Below are 17,521 nucleotides of genomic sequence, written 5' to 3'. Positions count from 1 at the left end.
ATCTGAAAGAAGGCATCGGTACATTCTATGAATCCTATCCAACACATATTAGATACATACCCGCTTATTGTGCTAGACGGCGCCATGGCGACCGAGCTTGAACGCAAGGGCTGTGATTTGAACGACAGTCTGTGGTCGGCAAAAATCCTGATGGAAGAGCCAAATCTGATTAAACAAGTTCATACTGATTATTTCGCGGCAGGCGCCGATTGTGCAATCACTGCCAGCTATCAGTCTACATTTGAAGGCTTTGCCGCACGCGGGCTGAGCGAAGCGGAAGCACGCCGGCTCATCGAGTTGTCCGTCAGCATCGCAGCTGAAGCACGTGATGAATTTTGGTCGCTTGAAGAGAACCGTTTGAATCGGCCAAAACCGATCATTGCGGCTTCTGTAGGCCCTTATGGCGCTTATCTTGCAGACGGGTCTGAATATCGCGGCAACTACGCAATACCAGAAGATGAACTGATTGAATTTCATCGTCCCCGGATGAAGGCGCTGATTGAAGCCGGAGCTGATGTTTTGGCATGCGAAACGATTCCGTGTCTGACTGAAGCCAAAGCGATTGTTCGGCTGTTGAAGGAATTTCCTGAAACGTATGCATGGATCAGCTTCAGTGCTAAAGACGGCCTGCATATCAGTGACGGAACACCTGCAGCTGACTGCGCATCGTGGCTTGATGAACACCGCCAAATTGCAGCACTCGGCATCAACTGCACGCCGCTTCAGCATATCCCTTCCTTGATAGAGGAGTTAAAAAAGAACACGTCAAAACCGATCATTGTCTATCCGAATTCAGGTGAGCAATATGATCCGGAAACAAAAACGTGGAACGGCGCAGCATGCGCAGAATCTTACGGGGCGAGCGCCCGCACCTGGCATGAAAAAGGAGCGAGGCTAATTGGCGGCTGCTGCCGGACAAAACCCGAAAATATTCAAGAAATTGCGGCTTGGGCCCGCTCTTTAAAAACAACTTGACTTATCTGAATAGTTTGTATATTCTAACTTAAAGCCGGTTCGCCGGAGTCTCGTGTCACTTCCTGACATGAGATTTTTTATATTAGGAGGAAATAAATCGCTGATAGAAAGTTGGAAAAAGATGAACTCTGTCCACAACAAGAATGAGACAACCTTTCAGAGAAGTATGAAAAGCCGGCACCTCTTTATGCTTTCCTTGGGAGGTGTCATCGGAACCGGGCTGTTTTTAAGCTCAGGTTATACCATTCAGCAAGCAGGCCCGGCCGGAACGATACTTGCCTACTTAGTCGGGGCCGGCATCGTCTATCTGGTCATGCTATGCCTCGGTGAGCTGTCAGTCGCCATGCCTGTGACCGGCGCCTTTCACACCTATGCAGCCAAATACATAGGGCCGGGCACCGGATTTACGGTCGCTTGGCTGTACTGGCTGACATGGACCGTGGCATTGGGATCAGAATTCACAGCAGCCGGCCTGTTAATGCAGCGCTGGTTCCCCCATACATCGGTTTGGATGTGGAGTGCCGTCTTTGCGCTGTTCATTTTCTTGCTTAACGCATTTTCGGTCAAGTTTTTCGCTGAATCAGAATTTTGGTTTTCCAGCATCAAAGTGTTAGCCATTGTATTATTTATTCTTTTAGGCGGCTCTGCCATGTTCGGCATCATCCCGATCAAAGGCGGAGAAGCCGCTCCGATGCTGTCCAACTTCATGGCGGAAGGCGGGCTTTTTCCAAATGGATTTGTCCCGATTTTGATGACGATGCTGTCCGTTAATTTTGCCTTTTCGGGAACGGAACTAATCGGAATCGCAGCCGGTGAAAGCGTTGATCCTGACAAGACGATACCAAAAGCGATTAAAACAACGGTCTGGCGTCTCTCACTCTTCTTTGTCGGAACAATTTTTGTGCTGTCAGGGCTGATTCCGATTCAAGATGCAGGTGTCATCAAAAGCCCGTTTGTCGCTGTTTTTGACAGAGTCGGTGTACCATACGCAGCCGATATCATGAACTTTGTTATCCTGACAGCGATCCTGTCAGCGGCTAATTCCGGACTCTACGCTTCTTCCCGGATGCTGTGGTCTTTATCAAAAGAAAAAACGCTTCATCCGACATTTGCTAAGCTGACGTCAAAAGGAACCCCTTTTAACGCGCTGGTGTTCAGCATGATCGGCGGCATTCTGTCGTTGCTGTCCAGCGTATTTGCGCCAGACACTGTATACGTTGTGCTCGTGTCGATTTCCGGTTTTGCCGTCGTTGTCGTGTGGATGGGTATCGCTGCTTCTCAATTCATGTTCAGAAAACGTTATATCGAAGCGGGAAACAAGGTTACTGATTTGAAATACAGAACCCCTTTGTATCCGTTCGTGCCGATTGCCGCGTTCCTGTTATGCCTGGCTTCCGTTGTTGGCATTGCCTTTGATCCGAATCAAAGAATCGCACTCTATTGCGGTGTTCCATTTATGGCCATTTGCTATGCAATGTATTATGTAAAAAACCGCAAAAGCCAGCCGAATGCTGATATGACTCATTCAAAATAAAAAGAACCTGCCTCCGGGCAGGTTCTTTTTCGATTTTCACACTTCCACTGTCCAGTTAAACGGGCCTTTCACCTTGCCAAGCTGAATATCTGTTATCGTTTCATACAGCTTTTTCGAGAGCTCCCCGATTTTCCCGTCGCCTACAATCACCGTTTTTCCATGAATGTTGAGTTCACCGACAGGCGTAACGACTGCTGCCGTGCCTGTGCCGAAGACCTCTGTCAATTCTCCGCGTGCAGAGGCCGCATACACCTCATCAATCGATATTCTCTCTTCACGAACCGGAATGCCCCAGCTTCGAATCAGTTCAATCGCAGACGCACGTGTCACCCCGCTTAAAATACTTCCGCTTAAAGCAGGTGTGACAGCTTCCCCGTTTATGACGAAAAAGATGTTCATGCTCCCTACCTCTTCCACATATTTCTTTTCAATGGCATCCAGCCACAGCACCTGGTCATAACCCAGCTCATTCGCTTTCCGCTGTGCCTGAAGACTAGCCGCGTAATTTCCAGACGTTTTTGCACATCCGACTCCGCCGTTCACCGCCCGCACGTACTCATCTTCGACGTAGATTCTTACCGGCTTCAGCTGATCGTCGCCATAGTAGGAACCTACAGGCGAAAGCACGATCATGAATGTATAGCTCTTGGATGCCTTCACACCGAGACTCGGTTCTGTGGCAATCACAAAAGGACGAATATACAGTGACGTTCCTTTTTCCTTTGGAACCCAATCTTTCTCCAGCTCAACTAATTGCGTCAATGCCTCAAGCACCAGCTCTTCGTCTAAAGGAGGCATACTCATGCGCTCACACGATCTGTTCAGCCGTTTGACATTTTGATCCGGACGGAACAGCAGCACCCTGCCGTCGTCTGTTCTGTATGCTTTTAATCCTTCAAAAACAGCCTGGCCGTAATGAAAAACAGATGAAGACGGATCAAGCGTAAGCGGTGCGTACGGCGCAATTCTCGGATGATGCCATCCAATTCCCTCTTCGTAGTCCATCACAAACATATAATCTGTAAAATATTGACCAAATCCCAAGGATGACGGATTGGGCTTTTCCTTATGAAATACAGTTTTTTCTCGTTCAATAAGCTTATTCAATCTAATCAGCACACCTTTCACATAATTGTTTAAATATTCAGTCTTTTTAAAGCTGCAAAAAGTATACAGCCTTTCCTTTGATCATACGCCGCTTCACACCTATAAATTTCAGAATATTCTTTAGGATCATCAGCTATTATACACCACATTCATTGTCAGATGAAGCTGAAATTAAAGAAAAACAGCCAGTTTTATTCTGGCTGTTTGATTTAGAGCGCTAAATAAAGGACGACAATGTGGCAAATCAGCAAAATATACACCGCGAATACAAATTGCCAATTGATCTTCCGCGCCCATGCAAACACCACCATCAAAACAGGCAGTATCACAATCCCCGCCAGCTTGTTAACTGTCAGATCCGGGCTGTTCGCTACATCATAATGAATCGGCATCTGCGTCGGCAGAAAAGGGTAAAATACAATTGAAAAGATGAATGCAGCAATTACTGCTCCCCACAGCACTTTTCCATTCGTCAATAGAAACATAGAACGACCATTCCCTTCTTATCACGTATTGCTTGAATGATATGACTGTTCTACGGTGAATTTCGTTCGGTCTCCCCGGGTAATAATTTGCGCATATTCCACCACTTCTTCATTTTTATCATAGGTAAGGGATTCTGATAAAAACGCAGGCGCTCCGACATTGGTTAATAAGTGGCCGCTGATCGTTTCATCCGTTAAAATTGGTTCGATCGATTCCGTGCCCCTGCTGATTTCAATATTGTATTTTGTCCTTAACAATTCAAACAGCGAGCCGGTGCATTCCTCCTGCGCCAGCCCCGGTGCCGCCTTCCAGGGAATATATGAGGTATGATACTGCAAAGGTTCCCCCTCGGCGTATCTGACTCTGACAAGCTTGTTGACAGGTTCATTCTCTTTCATTTTCAAAAGCTCGGCAATGGAGTGATCGGCAGGAATCACCACAAGCTCAAGCACTTTTGATTCAGAACGAAGGCCTCTCATTTGTTCTGCAAAGCTCGTAATCTTATGCGGAATCGGCGTTTGTATTTTTGCCGCCGATACAAATGTCCCTTTTCCTTGAATTCTTTTAATATATCCCTCAAGCTCTAGCTGCTGCAGAGCCAGTCTCACAGTTGTTCTGCTGACATCATATTGTTCGCAAAACTCACTCTCCGTCGGCAGCTGATCATTCGCCTGATATTTGCCCGATTTAATTAACTCAATGATTTTAAACTTAATAACAGAATATAAAGCTGTCATTTCATTCTCCCCATTCTGTATGCAATCCGTTCTTTTTCATTGAGACCATAATACCATTTGCCATCCCAATATGAAAGATTTGTATCCTTCTTTTATAACAAATTTTCAGAAATTAATATTGACAGTTTGATAAGGACGGTGCTAAATTCGTAATGACAAGTATCATAAATTGGTCATAACAAATATGATGATTGTCTATCTCTTTGAGGGGGTGTCACATGAAGATTCTGATCGCTGAGCACTACGCAGAACTCTGTAAGTTAAGCGCTGCCATTATTAAAGAACAAATACAAGCCAAGAAAGATGCCGTTCTCGGCCTGGCAACAGGAAGCACACCGGTCGGCTTGTATAAGCAGTTGATTTCAGACTATCAGACAGGCGAAATTGATTTTTCAAAGGTTACTACATTTAATTTGGATGAATACACTGGTCTCTCTCCATCTCATCCGCAAAGTTATAACCATTTTATGCATGAGCAGCTTTTTCAGCATATCAATATGCAGCCTGATCATATTCATATCCCGAAAGGAGACAATCCGCAGCTTGAGGCGAATTGCAAAGTATACGAGGATCTCATCCGCCAGGCGGGAGGCATTGATGTCCAAATTCTCGGCATCGGCGCCAATGGCCATATCGGTTTTAATGAACCGGGATCTGATTTTGAAGACCGGACACGTGTTGTGAAGCTCTCGGAAAGCACGATACAGGCAAATGCCAGATTCTTCGGCGGCGATCCGGTGCTGGTGCCAAGACTCGCGATTTCAATGGGCATTAAAACTATCATGGAATTCAGCAAACATATTGTGCTTTTAGCAAGCGGCGAGGAAAAAGCAGACGCTATTCAAAAGATGGCTGAAGGTCCTGTCACGACAGATGTACCGGCCTCTATTCTTCAAAAACACAATCATGTAACCGTTATCGCCGATTATAAAGCAGCTCAAAAATTAAAGAGTGCATCATTCTCATAACACAATAAAAGGAGACTGTCATGTTTAAAAAGGCATTTCAAATTCTGCAGCAGCTTGGCCGCGCGTTGATGACTCCGGTTGCCGTCCTGCCGGCAGCAGGTCTTTTGCTCCGTTTCGGAGACAAGGATCTACTGAACATCCCTATTATAAAGGATGCGGGCGGCGTTGTATTCGATAATCTCCCGCTGATTTTCGCCGTGGGGGTCGCGATCGGATTAGCCGGCGGAGAAGGTGTAGCCGGACTTGCCGCTGTCATCGGATACTTAATTTTAACCGTCACCCTCGACAATATGGGAAAATTACTCGGCCTTCAGCCTCCGTATGAAGGAGCCGAGCACCTGATTGATATGGGGGTTTTCGGAGGAATCATCATCGGGCTTCTCGCCGCCTATTTATATAAGCGATTTTCATCAATCGAGCTGCATCCGGTCCTTGGATTTTTCTCTGGAAAACGCTTTGTCCCGATTATTACTTCCGTCAGTTCATTGGTGATCGGCGTCATTTTCTCATTTGTTTGGCCGCTGATCCAAAACGGGATCAACGCAGCCAGCAGTTTAATCGCCGATTCAACGGTCGGACTGTTCTTTTATGCAACGATCTATCGTTTACTGATTCCTTTTGGCCTGCATCATATTTTTTATACACCTTTCTATTTTATGATGGGAGAATACACAGACCCATCAACAGGCAACACCGTAACCGGCGACCTGACAAGGTTTTTCGCGGGAGACCCGACAGCCGGGCGCTTTATGATGGGGGATTTCCCTTACATGATTTTCTGTCTGCCGGCAGTTGCTCTTGCCATTATCCATACCGCGCGTCCGGAAAAGAAAAAAATGATCTCTGGCGTGATGATTTCTGCGGCACTCACATCTATGCTGACCGGAATTACAGAGCCGGTTGAGTTTTCTTTCTTGTTCGTTGCGCCCGTGCTCTATTTGATTAACTCTATTCTTGCCGGCGTCATCTTTGTCGTTTGTGATTTATTCCATGTCCGTCACGGCTATACGTTCTCAGGCGGGGGAATTGACTACGTCTTGAACTACGGACTGTCTACAAACGGCTGGGTTGTCATTCCTGTCGGGATCGTGTTTGCTTTCATTTATTATTATTTGTTCCGATTTGCGATTCTGAAATGGAATTTGAAAACGCCCGGCCGTGAGACAGATGAAGACGGTCAGAATGAGGAGAAAGCTCCAGTTGCAAAAGACCAGCTTGCCTTTCATGTGCTGCAGGCCTTGGGCGGACAGCAAAATATCGCTAACCTGGATGCGTGTATCACTAGGCTTCGTGTGATCGTTCATCAGCCAAGCCAAGTCAGCAAGGATGAATTAAAACGGCTTGGTGCAGTAGGTGTGCTGGAGGTCAACAACAACTTCCAGGCAATATTCGGAACCAAGTCCGATGCCTTAAAAGACGACATCAAAACAATCATGGCCGGAGGCGTCCCTGCCACCGCCGCCGCGCTGGACACGGTAACTGACAAACAGCAGAAGCCCGATTCCGGTGAGACCTTTATTTATCCGATTAAAGGAGAAACTGTCTCTTTAAAAGATGTGCCTGATCAAGTCTTTTCAGAAAAAATGATGGGCGAGGGCTTTGCGATTATACCATCAGAAGGAAAAGTCGTTGCACCTGCGGACGGCGAGATCGTCTCGATTTTTCCGACAAAACACGCCATCGGCTTTATGAGCGCCGGCGGCACTGAAATCCTGATTCATGTCGGCGTTGATACCGTCAAACTAAATGGGAAAGGCTTTGAAGCACATGTCACAAGCGGACAAGCGGTCAAACAAGGCGAACTGCTTCTCACCTTTGATCTCAATTACATCAAGCAGCATGCCGCTTCAGCCATAACACCGGTTATTTTCACAAATACCTCTGAAGAAGGTCTAAAGCACATTCAAATGAAGTAAAAAAGTCCCCCCTGCTGCGGGGGACTTTTTCGCCAACATAATGAAAGCGCTATCAAAATAAAATAACTTGAAAAAAGGTGTTTGCATTTGAATCACGAATGATATGAATATGCCTACATTCTATCGTTCTAAAGGGGGATTCATTTGAAAAAATTAATCGCGTTTCAAATTTTAATCGCTTTGGCTGTCGGCGCGGTGATCGGCCACTTTTTTCCTGATTTCGGGATGGCACTGAGGCCTGTCGGAGATGGATTTATCCGCCTGATTAAAATGATTGTTGTGCCGATTGTATTTTCTACCATTGTCATTGGAGCCGCAGGAAGCGGAAGCATGAAAAAAATGGGCAGCCTCGGCATCAAGACGATCATTTGGTTCGAAGTGATTACAACATTGGTATTAGGACTTGGACTTTTATTAGCGAATGTCTTAAAACCAGGTGTCGGGCTTGACCTCTCCCATTTGGCAAAAAAAGATATCCATGAACTTTCCGGCTACACAGACAAAGTTGTTGATTTCAAGCAAATGATCCTGGATATTATCCCTACAAACATTATTGATGTCATGGCCAGAAATGATTTGCTTGCCGTTATTTTCTTCGCCATTTTATTTGGTGTCGCCGCAGCTGGTATCGGCAAAGCTTCTGAACCAGTAATGAAGTTTTTTGAATCTACAGCTCAGATTATGTTCAAGCTCACGCAAATCGTCATGGTCACTGCTCCTATCGGCGTGTTAGCCCTGATGGCTGCTTCTGTAGGCCAATATGGCATTGAACTCCTCCTCCCTATGTTTAAGCTGGTTGGCACCGTATTCCTTGGCCTGTTCCTGATCCTCTTTGTCCTCTTTCCGCTTGTCGGTCTCATCTTTCAGATCAAGTATTTCGAAGTATTAAAAATGATATGGGATCTGTTTTTAATTGCATTTTCCACCACCAGCACTGAAACCATTCTCCCTCAGCTGATGGATAGAATGGAGAAATACGGCTGTCCCAAACGAGTGGTATCATTTGTCGTTCCCTCCGGCTTGTCATTGAACTGTGACGGCTCCAGCTTATATTTATCAGTTTCTTGTATCTTTCTCGCACAGGCCTTTCAAGTAGACATGACATTGTCCCAGCAGCTGCTCATGATGCTTGTGCTTGTGATGACCAGTAAAGGCATTGCAGCTGTACCCTCAGGATCGCTTGTAGTTCTTCTGGCGACTGCCAATGCTGTAGGACTGCCGGCTGAAGGCGTTGCCATTATCGCGGGTGTTGACCGCGTCATGGACATGGCGAGAACAGGCGTGAACGTACCGGGACATGCGATCGCCTGTATCGTGGTATCAAAATGGGAAAAGGCCTTCCGCCAAAAAGAATGGGTTTCCGCAAACAGCCAAACTGAAAGCATATAGAAAAAAGAACACCTCAATCCGAGGTGTTCTTTTTATTATTCAGCAGCAGCGTGATCTTCTGTTTCAATCGCTGCCAGTCTTGCGTTTACTTCTTCTTCTGTCATATTATGCTCTTTCACATACAGGTTTCTTGGGTTCGTGCGGCATTCGTGGCTGCAGCTGCGCATATATTTATACTCATTTTCCGGTGTGCATATCAATTTTTTATTGCAAGATGGATTTGCGCAGTTCACATAACGCTCACACGGTTCTCCTGTAAAGTAGTCCTTGCCGACAATCACATGCTCAACACGGTTGACAGGCACGCTGATTCTTTCATCAAATACGTAGCACTGGCCGTCCCAAAGCTTGCCTTGCACCTCAGGATCTTTTCCGTATGTCACGATTCCGCCGTCAAGCTGTGCTACATCTTCAAAGCCTTGCTTCACCAGCCACCCTGAGAACTTTTCACAGCGTACGCCGCCTGTACAGTACGTTAAAATCTTTTTGCCTTCAAGCATATCTTTGTGTTCTTCAATCCATTCGGGTAATTCGCGGAAGGCTTCGATGTCAGGACGGACCGCACCTCTGAAATGGCCAAGGTCATACTCGTAATCGTTACGCGCGTCGATGACAATTGTGTTTGGATCCTGCATCTTCTCATAAAATTCTGCAGGCTTCAAATGCTGGCCTGTTGTTTCGTTCGGATCGACATCATCTTCAAGACGAAGCGTTACAAGCTCTTTTTTATGGCGGACGAAGATTTTTTTGAAGGCATGGCCTTCTGCTTCATCAATTTTAAATACCATGTCCGCAAAACGAGGATCAGCTTTCATTGTTTCCATATATTTTTCAGTCTGTTCAACCGTACCTGATACCGTACCGTTAATTCCTTCAGAAGAAACAAGGATACGGCCCAACAAACCAAGCTCCTTACAAAAAGCCAGATGCTGCTCTCTAAACGCCTCTGGATCTTCAATCGGAACATATTTATAGTAAAGTAATACTCTGTATTGTTTTTCCATGTTTTAAACACCCTGTTCAATTATAGTTAGTTGCTATGCACACTCTTACTATATCATACAGGAAAATGCCGCAAAGATGAACAGATCCGCCCAGACTGATAAAAATATCCAAGCTCTTACAAACCTAAGCAGCACAAGGGTTTATTAATAACAAATAGTATTTTCCATTAACTTACTAATAAAAGTAGTTGTCTGAAAACTATTTTTGTAGTTCCTCTTCAAAAGATAAATTTACCGGTTCATCTAAAAGTTCTCCCGGCATTTCAAGGTTTGTTGAAGGAACGCTCTCATCTACCTCTTCAAAAACAACATGATCCATCCACACCTGACCCGGCCCAGATAATTGAACGCCAAAAGATATCACAGCGCTATTTTCTGGGACATCTAAAACGATAGCATAATGATTCCAATTGGTTGTTCCGGTAATAGGTCTGTTGCTCATATTATCAAATTGGAGAACATCATCAGCAGCACTGTCAACCCGCATCCAAAGTGAGGCAAAATGCTGCACCCCCTTTGTTTTGATAAAACTTGATAGACGAAGCCTTTTTCCTAGATAGCGATCTGCTTTGAATTGCTGCATCATCGTCGCAAATTCACCGATATCCTGCACCATCGTTGACTTTAAATACCCTGAAGCTTTTCCCTGATGTACATTTTCCCGGTCAATTCCCATTTCGAATTGGAACGGATGGCTCCCGCTCAATACCCAGCCTTTCATTTTTTTCTCCATGTAAGATTCCTCCTTTTTTGAAGTAAAGCGTTTCATAAATGTTCGGTATGCTCCTGGCGGCATGTGATACATCTTTTTGAACGTCCTCGTAAATGCTTCTTGAGATTCAAACTGATAATACAAAGCAATATCGATAATACGATGATCTGTATAAAGCAAAGCTGCCGCCGCATTCGCAAGACGTCTTAACCGAATATAAGAAGCAACCGACATGCCGACTTCTTTTTGAAAAATCCGATGAAAATGGAATTTTGAAAAGCTTGAAACGTTAACAATATCCTCGTTTGATATTTGCTCATGTAAATGTGATTCAATCCAATTGATTGTTTTCTGGACAGCTTTTTCATAATACATTGCAAGCTCCAATCTCCTTTCTGTTTTAGAATAATGGATCACGGATTATATGTTTTGATTATTTTTGCGATATGTAAAAATCCCCTGTTTACCACAGGGGACACCGTTCACTTGATAATGACAGATGGCGTGATATGCTCCAGCCAAATGACACCATCATATTGTTCCTTAAGGATCATCTGCTCTTCTGTGAATCCCCAATAGAGTGCTGTGCGCGGGGTATACATCCACGAAGTGCCTTTCTTGTTTTTTGTATGGAGAAAATCAACAAAAACAGCCGGCCGGTCCGCAGCTTTCAGCAAAGCTTCAAGACTTCCAGACGGCGGCGGGCTTGTAACCGGCATAACCGTCTTATTATCAGAACTATCCAGACTTGCACCTGAGTAAGCATAAATGCCAATCGTATATGTTTGTTTTTTCAGCCGCTCCGGCAAATAATCACCCATGTTAGGGCCGTTTAGCTGTACCCAGTCCTTTATCATCTTCGTATTCTGTTTGCGCAGATGGTAATTGTGGCCCCAGACAATGATTTTCTTTTTCGGATAAAGGGTGTCAGCTACCCACTGAAATTGCTCAGCCATCATGCGGTCTCTCATAAAGAATGAAAAATCCTCAATATTCTCCGGATACTCCTCTAGTTTTTCTTTCATTTCTTCCAGCATATACGTTTCCATTACGTCAATTCTCAGCTGAAGAGAATGCATAAACATCTCATAAGCTTTCGGCTCTTTTGGAAGGTTATCTTTTAGCTCTGAAGCATGTGTTTTAGCGAACTTGATCAGCTTCTGATAGTTTTTCACAAGCTCTTGCTTCTTTTGCGTAAATTCATCAAACGTGTTGCTGTCTGTCACCAATGTCGAAAACTCATTTTCTGATTGGGAGAGCAACTCTGCTTTCTCAGGGTCCACCGCTTTTACCCATTGAGTCGCAGCATCATTGAATGAATTCTTCATGCTTTGAATATCAAAACCGGTAAGGATCAGCGGATCGCCTTTCTCTTTTTGCTCTTTCATGTAATCAAACAATTCAACGACATCTTCTGTGTGCCATACAGCGTAAATGGAGTTTTTCATCGTGCTTTTAGGGGTTAATTGGTCCATATTAAGGTAGGATGCATTTGTATCAGGAAAGCCGGACTCAAAGGCCAATACATCGTATCCCAGCTCTTCGTGGAGATATTTGATCATGCGGACCTTTGTGGCGTTGATTTCACCAGCGCCGTGTGTGGTTTCTCCTAACTGAACGATTCGTTTTCCCTTCAGCACCTTCTTCAGAAAGCGAAGGTCTTTGTTTGAAGCATTGGAAGCATCCAGCGGCTGTGCATGTCGTTCAATCCATGAATCCCAATATTTTTCTTCAGAAGCAGCACGGGCAGAGGCTGAAAAAGAAGAAAACGCCAGACAAACGATCAGCAGCGGCAGGGTCATTCTCACTATCATTCGTTTCAATTCTATCTCTCCTTTTCTGCTAGGTTCTCTAGTCATTACGAGATAGATATAGAAAAAGTTTCCTTTTCCTGCCAACAAAAAAAGCTTCTCTGTTGAAAGAAGCTTTAGCTGGATTCTCTCATCACCTGATGAAAGTAAAACCGATACGTATTTCGTAAAAATGTCTCAACCGGAAGCTGCACATCCGCTTGGTATTTGCTGATGATGAATGGAAACCGCTCAATTCCTTTTTCGCGCAAATTGTTCGCTTGCTCTTCATCTATTGCCTTCTCATGCAAAACTGTTTCAACGATCGGCCAGCATACTTCTCGCACTTGCCGCAGGACGGCTTCATCTCCGGTGTTCTGATAATCTGTAATCCAGCTGATGATTTGTTTCTCCATGAGTCTCACCTTTCTTCAAAAAAAGAGGCGCTGCGTTTATGCAAGCTCCTCTTTTTACTCTTCGTAACCTATCAGTTCTCCGACTTGAACTTCTTGGCCTTCTGTTAAATTGGCGGACGGCTGGAACGCGTCTTTTTCAAAAATCAAAATGACGGTTGACCCGAATGAAAAGTATCCCAGCTCCTCGCCGATCTCCAATTCAGCACGAGTATTCGTCTGCACGATAGAATTAATATTCATCGCGCCGACAGGAATCATCAAGACATTTCGGCTGCCGCTATTCAGCTCGTACACAAACCGGTAATTTTTCGACAGCACATCTTTCCCGTATTTTAAGCCTAGTTGATTTACCGGGTATGAGCGATTTCCGAGCTCGGCCAGCTTTTGATACCTGCAGCTGATCGGAGAATGGAAACGGTGATAATGCCTCGGGCTTAGATACAGCACGACGAAGTAACCGCCGTTGTATTGATGGTCTGCGCTTTTACAGCCGGTCAGCTCAGCGAATGAGTAATCTTTTCCCTTCACCGTAAAGGTTTGATTCGGGTTGATGATTCCTACCGTCTGAACAACACCATCAACAGGGCTGACCACCGCATGCGCCTCTTTTGACACAGGGCGCCGCTCCAGATTTATTTGTCGAATGAACAATTCGGACAGCGATCCGTAATCAGCAGCCGTACCGTCCACATCATCCCAATTCAGCCGAAAATGTTTTGAGAAAAGCGGAATGACCGGTTTGCTGATTTTCGACTCGCAAAATCCTTTAATCAGATAGGATGACAGACGATGATTCGTCAGCTCTATCAATGATCGATACAGAATCTTTACAGCCGTATTAAACATGAATAATCCCTATAACCCTTCCGATTGTAATAAAAACAAAGCACCATAAAAAGGCGCCGATTGCCGCAAACGCAACATACGTTTTCAGATCCATTTTGCCGATCCCCGAAAAGTAGCACGTCACATGTCTGACGCCGGGAATAAAATAACCTAAAATAAGAGAATATGGACCGTATTTCTTCATCCATTTTTCCACTTTCATCATTCTTTTTTCTTTTAAGCCGACCCACTTGCCGTACTTGTCAATAAACGGGCGTCCGGCTTTTCTGCCAATCATGTAGCTGATCAGCATACCTAACAAAGCCCCGACAAAACTAATCAATATCGAAAGCTCATAATTCAATACATCGGTATGCGTGAAATAGCCAACAACGGTCATCATCACTTCATCTGGAATCGGCAATCCTACAATTCCTAATACGAGCATCAAAAAAATAGCGAGATAACCGTAATCCGCTATGAGCTGCTGAACTAATTCCATCTCCCGGACTCCAGGTTTTCTGCCGCATGTTTTTTAAAATGAGGGAATTTTATTTTACTCACCATCAAATATGAAAGTCCGCAAGTGCCGATTGCCAGAAGGATCGGGTTATAGGTAAAGCTTAAAATAACGAGACACATGCCCGCAAACGGAATCGGCATACCGATAAATGTCGGGAGCTTGCTTTGTTCAATGTTAAATTTAGAGAGGCGAAGCATTCCGCAAATGCTGTACGTCAATGCGCATAAGATCCCGATAAATGGCAGGGTATACAACGCGACACTGTAAGCAAGCATAGAAGGAGCCACCCCAAACGTAACCAGATCGGCAAACGAATCCAGTTCTTTCCCCATATCAGAAACGGCATTCAGCTTACGAGCAGCCATCCCGTCAAAGAAATCAAGGAACATGCCTGTAAAAATAAAAAGCACTGCTGAATGAATGTTGTGATATAGCAAGGAATGAATCGCCAGCAATCCGCAAATGAAGTTTCCTATCGTAATCATACAGGGGATGTAATTCACAGTGTAACCAAACCTCCAATTGTAAAACCATCTATATTATTTGACGATAGTGATCGAATAGCGTTACAGGAAAAATTTTTCTCCAATAAGCATGATAACATAGAATGCTCCAAAAAAAGCAGCATTCAAATTCTATTATTATACAACATTTGTTACCTTTTGAAAAATGAATGCCAATCTTTTCATGTTCCTTACTATTTTATCCCCCCGCATAAAAAGGACAAGACGCGTTGATTGACGTACTCTGGCTGCTCCAGAGATAACAGATGTCCGGCGTTCTTTACGATTTCAGCCTGAATTCCCGGCACCAATACCGAAGCCCGCTCAAAGGCCATTTGCTGATGGTACATGACCTCGTGCTCACCGAACATCAGAAGTACCGGGACTTGTATCGATTTCAATTCCTGGTCTGTGAACACGTACGGAAAGCCGTTTTCTGTCGGCTTCAGGCTCCTTTGTTCCTCCTTCCATTCCACGCCCGCCACAATTTGTCTTTGCAGTAAAGGATGCAGATCATAACTGTTGCCTGTGATCCACTTGATATATGATTCAGCTCCTCTTGCCCCTGTAAGCTCTGCAGCGTATTTATAGACATCCGGATGAAATGAAATAAACGCTTCAGCGGGACTCATAACAACCGCCCGCTCTACTCTTTCAGGCGCGCGGAGTAAGAAATTCACGATATGGGAGCCGCCAAGCGAAAGACCGGCCAGGTGTGCCGTCTCAAGTCCAAGAGAATCAAAGACATCTTTCATCCATTCTGCAAAATCAGCTCTCGTTTCCATGGCTGCTGATGGTATACTTTTATTTTTGTCTCCTATTATATCGACCGCATATGTACGAAATTGACGGCTCAACGCCGCGATATTCGGATACCACATCGCAGAGCTGAAAAGGCCCCCGTGAAGCAAAATGAGCGAAGGTGCGTCCTTTGGCCCACTTGCAATAATATGTGTTTTTCCAAAACGAGTAGAAACATAGAATGCTTCCGACTCAATCGGCCACAAAGAAAGGCTTTGATCATATGCCTGGTAAAAGCGCAGACCACTTTCAACCGCGGCAAACTGCATTGAATCTTGTATCATCTTCTTCTTTTTCCTCCGGGTTTGATTAATATAAAATAAGGGATAGCGCCCCTTTTGTCTCGTAAGAAAAAATACCTATTTCTTATTATCTCACATAATAAATTTCCAGTATATAGTTTGGTTTCCTGCAATAAATAAAAAAAGGCAGTTCCCTTAAAATCAAGGAAACTGCTATTCTTTGAAGACTAACGGAATGGCATGATCTTTCTTATCCTCTGTTAACGAGATGTGATGGGTTACTGATATTTCACCCTTCGTCAACGCGACTGAGTAATCGCCTTTTCTGCCGGTATCCCATTTGATATCTCCGTTTTTGTCTGTTTTACCGAGTATCTCGCCAATCTCTGTACTCGGCTCCTCATCTGAAGAGGGCGCTTTGACAATCGTCACTTGAACCCCTTCGACCGGCAGCCCCTTAGCATCCTCCACATGAAGAGTGACAGGAATAGTCGTTTCTTTTTGAGAAGAATGCGTCTGCGAACTGCATCCGCATAAAAACAAAATAGACATGAATATGGCTAGTTTGCTGTATTTATTGATTTGCCCAATATTGAATATTGTTGAATACATCGTTCGTCACCCTTGTTCCCAAGTTATATGACGATCCTCCGTTCGTGTGAATGGCAATAGCTGTCTGCCCTGTATCACTGTAGTTTCGATAAACAGGCGAGCCGCTTTGGCAGCCGTACGTATCGGTTGTATAGGTCAGCTTATACGTTTCAGCGGAGCGTATCGGCTTTGTATCAGACCACATCGTGCCAAAGGTTTTGTCACACGGGAATCCTGTCACTGACGAGGAAAGGCCCACGGGACTGCTGCTGTTTGTAGTCCGGTAGCCGTACCAGCCAACCGTGTTTCCAGGAGAACCGTTTAATTTAATAGCTCCGTAATCATAATTGGTGTCTTTGCTTTCCGTCCATCCTTTGACGGAGTAAAACATCGTGCCTGAATAAGTACCGTACGGATAGGACGAACCATTGCGGCCCGGCGCGGCGGTTATCGTCGAAGCCCATCCATGATCCTGGCTGTACACACAATGTCCAGCCGTGACGACTGTATTTGGATTGACTAAAAATCCGGTACATCCATAAGTGCTTGAAGTGTTGGGATACTTGATTGACAGTTGAACGGTTGCTCTATATGGAAAAGATGTAGTGCTGGAGATTCTGGTGCGTTCATCAGTTCCGATAATGCTCGAAGGCTGTAAGGTTTGAATGTTTTTCTCCAGTTCCGTTTGGCCGCCGTATAACGATTTACTTGTTTTTCCGGTTCCCTCATAAGGGGCGGAAACCTGTTCTGCTTTTGATGTTTGGTTTTTCGTGGCATCAGCTTCTTTACCGGTATTCGATACAGAAGTTTGCGGGTTCTCTGCCGCTTTTGCCGGTACGCCAAAAGATACCGCCGCTGCCAAAGCCAAACACAAAACCGTTAAGTAAGCGAACCATTGTTTTCTGAATCTTGGAACTAATTTCATTTTGTCATCTCCCTCCTTTAGTGTCAACCACCCGTATTGATGGAAGACTTTTACATTATAATCAGGTTTCTGATTCT

Annotated in this window: 18 protein-coding genes; 5 read left to right on the top strand and 13 right to left on the bottom strand. The window is 44.7% G+C overall.

The features are described 5' to 3' along the window. Positions 1-27: 27 nt before the first annotated feature. Both mmuM and mmuP read left to right on the top strand, forming a co-directional pair. Entirely contained in the window at positions 28-975 is a 948-nt protein-coding gene (mmuM, locus tag NYE49_RS01385) for a homocysteine S-methyltransferase (RefSeq protein WP_047182017.1), read from the top strand. A 121-nt stretch (positions 976-1,096) separates the two neighbouring features. Next, entirely contained in the window at positions 1,097-2,509 is a 1,413-nt protein-coding gene (gene mmuP, locus NYE49_RS01380) for an S-methylmethionine permease (protein WP_047182016.1), read from the top strand. Positions 2,510-2,545: 36 nt separating this feature from the next. Here the strand turns inward: mmuP and NYE49_RS01375 are convergent, their stop codons facing one another. From NYE49_RS01375 to gamR, 3 genes are all read right to left on the bottom strand, one after another. Beyond that, positions 2,546-3,616, bottom strand: a complete 1,071-nt coding sequence (locus tag NYE49_RS01375; RefSeq protein ID WP_047182015.1) for a branched-chain amino acid aminotransferase — start codon at positions 3,614-3,616, stop codon at positions 2,546-2,548. A 209-nt stretch (positions 3,617-3,825) separates the two neighbouring features. Then, entirely contained in the window at positions 3,826-4,101 is a 276-nt protein-coding gene (locus tag NYE49_RS01370; protein WP_015382652.1) for a DUF1648 domain-containing protein, read from the bottom strand. A 21-nt stretch (positions 4,102-4,122) separates the two neighbouring features. Continuing rightward, complete coding sequence (gene gamR, locus NYE49_RS01365; RefSeq protein WP_015382651.1) at positions 4,123-4,839, bottom strand: transcriptional regulator GamR; 717 nt, start codon at positions 4,837-4,839, stop codon at positions 4,123-4,125. Between the two features lie 218 nt (positions 4,840-5,057). On the opposite strand from gamR, the gene nagB reads away from it, so the two are divergent. The 3 genes from nagB (at position 5,058) to gltP (ending at position 9,112) form a co-directional block, all read left to right on the top strand. Further along, entirely contained in the window at positions 5,058-5,807 is a 750-nt protein-coding gene (gene nagB / locus NYE49_RS01360) for a glucosamine-6-phosphate deaminase (protein WP_047182014.1), read from the top strand. A 20-nt stretch (positions 5,808-5,827) separates the two neighbouring features. Next, positions 5,828-7,723, top strand: coding sequence for a glucose-specific PTS transporter subunit IIBC (ptsG, locus tag NYE49_RS01355; protein ID WP_342410814.1), 1,896 nt, complete (start codon positions 5,828-5,830; stop codon positions 7,721-7,723). Positions 7,724-7,867: 144 nt separating this feature from the next. Continuing rightward, a complete protein-coding gene (gene gltP, locus NYE49_RS01350; RefSeq protein ID WP_003234847.1) occupies positions 7,868-9,112 on the top strand; it encodes a glutamate-aspartate/proton symporter GltP in 1,245 nt (414 codons plus the stop codon). Positions 9,113-9,147: 35 nt separating this feature from the next. On the opposite strand, the gene NYE49_RS01345 is transcribed toward gltP, so the two are convergent. The 10 genes from NYE49_RS01345 to mpr all read right to left on the bottom strand — a co-directional run bounded on the left by NYE49_RS01345 (position 9,148) and on the right by mpr (position 17,444). After that, positions 9,148-10,116 (bottom strand): rhodanese-related sulfurtransferase, encoded by a 969-nt coding sequence (locus tag NYE49_RS01345; RefSeq protein ID WP_015382648.1) that lies wholly within the window; start codon positions 10,114-10,116, stop codon positions 9,148-9,150. Between the two features lie 199 nt (positions 10,117-10,315). After that, a complete protein-coding gene (locus NYE49_RS01340) occupies positions 10,316-11,203 on the bottom strand; it encodes an AraC family transcriptional regulator (RefSeq protein WP_003246240.1) in 888 nt (295 codons plus the stop codon). A gap of 107 nt (positions 11,204-11,310) precedes the next feature. Next, on the bottom strand, positions 11,311-12,651 hold the full coding sequence (locus NYE49_RS01335) for an erythromycin esterase family protein (RefSeq protein WP_047182012.1): 1,341 nt from the start codon (positions 12,649-12,651) through the stop codon (positions 11,311-11,313). Positions 12,652-12,755: 104 nt separating this feature from the next. Further along, positions 12,756-13,034, bottom strand: a complete 279-nt coding sequence (locus NYE49_RS01330) for a hypothetical protein (protein WP_047182011.1) — start codon at positions 13,032-13,034, stop codon at positions 12,756-12,758. Positions 13,035-13,088: 54 nt separating this feature from the next. Further along, a complete protein-coding gene (locus NYE49_RS01325) occupies positions 13,089-13,880 on the bottom strand; it encodes a phosphatidylserine decarboxylase (protein WP_014475662.1) in 792 nt (263 codons plus the stop codon). Then, positions 13,873-14,361, bottom strand: coding sequence for a DedA family protein (locus NYE49_RS01320; protein ID WP_003234861.1), 489 nt, complete (start codon positions 14,359-14,361; stop codon positions 13,873-13,875). The genes NYE49_RS01325 and NYE49_RS01320 overlap by 8 nt, the downstream gene beginning before the upstream one ends. Next, positions 14,352-14,885 (bottom strand): CDP-diacylglycerol--serine O-phosphatidyltransferase, encoded by a 534-nt coding sequence (pssA, locus tag NYE49_RS01315; RefSeq protein WP_014475661.1) that lies wholly within the window; start codon positions 14,883-14,885, stop codon positions 14,352-14,354. Before pssA ends, NYE49_RS01320 begins: the two co-directional genes overlap by 10 nt. Before the next feature lie 194 nt (positions 14,886-15,079). After that, positions 15,080-15,970, bottom strand: coding sequence for an enantioselective carboxylesterase CesB (gene cesB / locus NYE49_RS01310; RefSeq protein ID WP_015482737.1), 891 nt, complete (start codon positions 15,968-15,970; stop codon positions 15,080-15,082). Between the two features lie 171 nt (positions 15,971-16,141). Next, entirely contained in the window at positions 16,142-16,540 is a 399-nt protein-coding gene (locus NYE49_RS01305) for a YbfJ family protein (RefSeq protein WP_015482736.1), read from the bottom strand. After that, positions 16,503-17,444, bottom strand: coding sequence for an extracellular metalloprotease Mpr (gene mpr, locus NYE49_RS01300; protein WP_015252930.1), 942 nt, complete (start codon positions 17,442-17,444; stop codon positions 16,503-16,505). The genes NYE49_RS01305 and mpr overlap by 38 nt, the downstream gene beginning before the upstream one ends. Positions 17,445-17,521 lie beyond the last annotated feature (77 nt).

Origin of the sequence: Bacillus sp. FSL L8-0358 (assembly GCF_038593095.1) — a bacterium.
In the GTDB taxonomy this organism is placed as follows: domain Bacteria; phylum Bacillota; class Bacilli; order Bacillales; family Bacillaceae; genus Bacillus; species Bacillus subtilis.
This window is presented reverse-complemented; position numbering and strand designations above follow the sequence as displayed.

Excerpts from the sequence above, each read along its gene's own strand:
- mmuP (WP_047182016.1), top strand. The coding sequence starts at position 1,097 with ATGAACTCTGTCCACAACAAGAATGAGACAACCTTTCAGAGAAGTATG.
- mpr (WP_015252930.1), bottom strand. The coding sequence starts at position 17,444 with ATGAAATTAGTTCCAAGATTCAGAAAACAATGGTTCGCTTACTTAACG.
- mmuM (WP_047182017.1), top strand. The coding sequence starts at position 28 with ATGAATCCTATCCAACACATATTAGATACATACCCGCTTATTGTGCTA.
- gamR (WP_015382651.1), bottom strand. The coding sequence starts at position 4,839 with ATGACAGCTTTATATTCTGTTATTAAGTTTAAAATCATTGAGTTAATT.
- NYE49_RS01305 (WP_015482736.1), bottom strand. The coding sequence starts at position 16,540 with ATGTATTCAACAATATTCAATATTGGGCAAATCAATAAATACAGCAAA.
- NYE49_RS01325 (WP_014475662.1), bottom strand. The coding sequence starts at position 13,880 with ATGTTTAATACGGCTGTAAAGATTCTGTATCGATCATTGATAGAGCTG.
- NYE49_RS01370 (WP_015382652.1), bottom strand. The coding sequence starts at position 4,101 with ATGTTTCTATTGACGAATGGAAAAGTGCTGTGGGGAGCAGTAATTGCT.
- NYE49_RS01320 (WP_003234861.1), bottom strand. The coding sequence starts at position 14,361 with ATGGAATTAGTTCAGCAGCTCATAGCGGATTACGGTTATCTCGCTATT.
- nagB (WP_047182014.1), top strand. The coding sequence starts at position 5,058 with ATGAAGATTCTGATCGCTGAGCACTACGCAGAACTCTGTAAGTTAAGC.
- NYE49_RS01340 (WP_003246240.1), bottom strand. The coding sequence starts at position 11,203 with ATGTATTATGAAAAAGCTGTCCAGAAAACAATCAATTGGATTGAATCA.
- NYE49_RS01330 (WP_047182011.1), bottom strand. The coding sequence starts at position 13,034 with ATGGAGAAACAAATCATCAGCTGGATTACAGATTATCAGAACACCGGA.
- ptsG (WP_342410814.1), top strand. The coding sequence starts at position 5,828 with ATGTTTAAAAAGGCATTTCAAATTCTGCAGCAGCTTGGCCGCGCGTTG.
- NYE49_RS01345 (WP_015382648.1), bottom strand. The coding sequence starts at position 10,116 with ATGGAAAAACAATACAGAGTATTACTTTACTATAAATATGTTCCGATT.
- cesB (WP_015482737.1), bottom strand. The coding sequence starts at position 15,970 with ATGATACAAGATTCAATGCAGTTTGCCGCGGTTGAAAGTGGTCTGCGC.